Raw genomic sequence first — 2,825 nt, 5'->3', positions numbered from 1 at the left:
CCAGCAGCGCGGCCTTGCCGCCCGGTCCGGCGCAGCCGTCCAGCCAGCGGCGGTCGGGTCCGTCCAGCGGCGCGTTCGCCAGTGCGAGGGCGACGAGCTGGCTGCCCTCGTCCTGCACCCCGGCGCGCCCCTCGCGCACGGCGTCGATCGCGCCGGGCTCGCCGCCCTCGGTGAGCCGTACGGCGTACGGCGACCAGCGGCCGGGTACGGCGTCGCCGGTCAGCAGCTCCTCGGCGGTGGCGCGGCCGGGGCGGGCGACCAGGGTGACCTCGGGCCGGGCGTTGTCGGCCTCCAGCAGCGCCTCGACGTCCCCGCGCCCGCCGCCGAGCGCGTCCCACAGGGCGGAGACGATCCAGCGGGGGTGGGCGTGGACGATCCCCAGGTGCTCCTCGGGGTCGTCCTCGTAGGGCGGGGCGACCTTCTCCAGCCAGCCCTCCAGGTCGTCGGCGGCGATCCTGCGCAGCACGGCGTTGACGAACCTCGCCCGCCCGTCGCCGAGCACCACCCGGGCCAGCTCCACGGTGGCGCTCACCGCGGCGTGGGCGGGGATGCGGGTGCCCAGCAGCTGGTGGGCACCGAGCGAGAGGACGTCCAGCACCGGCGGGTCCACCTCGCGCAGCGGGCGGTCCACGCAGGCGGCGATGATCTCGTCGTAGGTGCCCTGCCGCCGCAGTGTGCCGTAGACCAGCTCGGTGGCCAGGGCCGCGTCCCGCCCGTCGATGTCGCCGCGCTCGCGGGCCTCGCGCAGCATCGGGGGCAGGACGAGGTTGGCGTACGCGTCGCGCTCGTCCACGGCCCGCAGCGCCTCGTAGGCGATCAGGCGGACGGGGTCCTTCTTGGGGCGGCGGTAGGGTCTGGCGGGACGGCGTGGCCGGCTGCTCACGGAAAAGGTGCTCCGGGTGGTGTCGGGGGGCGGCGCGCGGTGGGCGCCGGGTGGATGCGGCATTCCAGCCTAATCGCACCCGCCCGGGCGTCCCGCCCGGGTGGCGCCGGCTCCCCGCCGGGGCGGGGTGGGGCGGTCCGGAGCCGGCCGCCTCACTCCCCCAGCCGCTCCCCCCGGGCGATGCGCACGCCGCGCGCCCAGTCGGCGGCGGCCATCGGCTTCCTGCCCTGCGGCTGGACCCACAGCAGTTCGACGGCGTGCGAGCCGGTGCCGGCGTGCACGGTGTTCTTGCCGACGGCCAGTTCGCCGGGGGCCAGGCCGGTGCGGTCGGGGGCGAGGGCGGTCTGCCGCAGCTTGAGCCGCTCGCCGCGGAAGAGCGTCCAGGCGCCGGGAGCGGGCGAGCAGCCGCGCACCACTCGGTCCACGCGCAGGGCGGGGGCGGTCCAGTCCACACGGGCGTCCTCGACCGTGATCTTGGGGGCGAGGCTGACGCCTTCGGCGGGCTGCGGTACGGCCCGCAGCGTGCCGTCCTCGATGCCGTCCATGGTGGCGGCCAGCAGTCCGGCGCCCGCGAAGGCGAGCCGGGTCAGCAGGTCGCCGCTGGTGTCGGTGGGCCGGATCTCCTCGGTGACCACGCCGTAGACCGGCCCGGAGTCCAGTCCCTCCTCGATGAGGAAGGTGGAGGCCCCGGTGACCTCGTCCCCGGCCATGATCGCGTGCTGGACGGGCGCGGCGCCGCGCCAGGCGGGCAGCAGAGAGAAGTGCAGGTTGACCCAGCCCCTGGCCGGGACGTCGAGCGCGACCCCGGGCAGCAGCGCGCCGTAGGCGACGACGGGGCAGCAGTCCGGGGCGATCTCGCGCAGCCGGGCGAGGAAGTCCTCGTCGCGCGGCCGGGCGGGCTTGAGGACCTCGATGCCGGCCTCCTCGGCCCGCTGGGCGACCGGGCTCGCCACCAGGCGGCGCCCGCGCCCGGCCGGCGCGTCGGGGCGGGTGACGACGGCCGCGACCTCGTGCCGCTCCGACGCGATCAGTGCGTCGAGGGCGGGTACGGCGACCTCGGGGGTACCGGCGAAGACGAGCCTCATCGGTGCGGGACCACCTCTCGGAGACGGGTGTGTCGGGGACGGGCGGGGAGACGGGCGGGTGTGTCGGGGACCGGCACCGGGCCGCGCCGGACACGGTGAGGCGCCGGGCGCGGAACGGCGCACCAGTCTACGGTCCGCGGCGGCCGGCCCCGCGCGCGCTCCGGGTGCCGACCGGGGCGTACGGCCCCGGACACGCCGCTCCCGCGGGCTTTTTCACGCCCCCTCAGCGTGACCCCGGCGCCCGGTGCGGCGTTGGTCAATGCAGCTTGACCGAAACGGCCGCAGACGCGGCCGGCCGATCCCACGCCGGTTCGAGAGGCTTGACCATGGCCGACCACGCCACCCCCGACGCCCGGGCACGGGCCAGCCTGCACCTGCTGGTGCGGGACATCGAGCGGGTCCGCCGGCAGGTGGACGCGCTGCGCACGCTCACCGCGCAGCTCGGCAACGTCTACCGGCCGCGGCGCACGGGTCCGTCGACGGGCTTCGTCGTCTACGGCAGGGCGCCCGCGCCGACCGTACGGCTCGCCCAGGAGCTGCGCGACAGCGTGGAGACGCTGGTGACGGCGGCCGTGGAGTTCGACCGCTCGCTGGGTTTCTCCTGGGACGCGGTGGGCTCGGCCCTCGGCGTGACCAAGCAGGCCGTCCACCGCCGCTACGGCTCACGCCGGCCGGCGGCGCAGGCGGGAGGCGCCGCGGCGGCGACGGCACAGGAGGCCACCGCACGGGCCGCAACCGCCACCGCACCGGCCGCGGCCACGGCGCCGGCGCACCGGGCCCGCGTGCCCTCACCCGTGACGGGAGCTCCCCGCGGCCGCTGCGGCACATCGGCGTCTCAGCGCCGCGCGGCGTCGATG

The 2,825-nt window shown here is 77.2% G+C and carries 3 protein-coding genes; 1 reads left to right on the top strand and 2 read right to left on the bottom strand.

Features of this window, described 5'->3' with window-relative positions:
• Together ACLIYP_RS30080 and fmt are read right to left on the bottom strand one after the other, a co-directional pair.
• Positions 1-883: transcription antitermination factor NusB (locus ACLIYP_RS30080; protein ID WP_412716242.1), on the bottom strand; the 883-nt coding region annotated here is incomplete at its 3' end.
• A gap of 152 nt (positions 884-1,035) precedes the next feature.
• Positions 1,036-1,968 carry a methionyl-tRNA formyltransferase gene (gene fmt, locus ACLIYP_RS30075; protein ID WP_412716241.1) on the bottom strand — a complete coding sequence of 311 codons (933 nt, stop codon included), beginning with the start codon at positions 1,966-1,968 and terminating at the stop codon, positions 1,036-1,038.
• Between the two features lie 326 nt (positions 1,969-2,294).
• On the opposite strand from fmt, the gene ACLIYP_RS30070 reads away from it, so the two are divergent.
• A partial coding sequence (locus tag ACLIYP_RS30070; protein WP_412716240.1) for a hypothetical protein occupies positions 2,295-2,825 on the top strand: 531 nt, incomplete at its 3' end.

Origin of the sequence: Streptomyces nanhaiensis (assembly GCF_046614825.1) — a bacterium.
Classification (GTDB): Bacteria; Actinomycetota; Actinomycetes; order Streptomycetales; family Streptomycetaceae; genus Streptomyces; species Streptomyces radiopugnans.
Note: the sequence above shows the minus strand (reverse complement) of the source record. Positions and strands in the feature narration are given on the sequence as shown.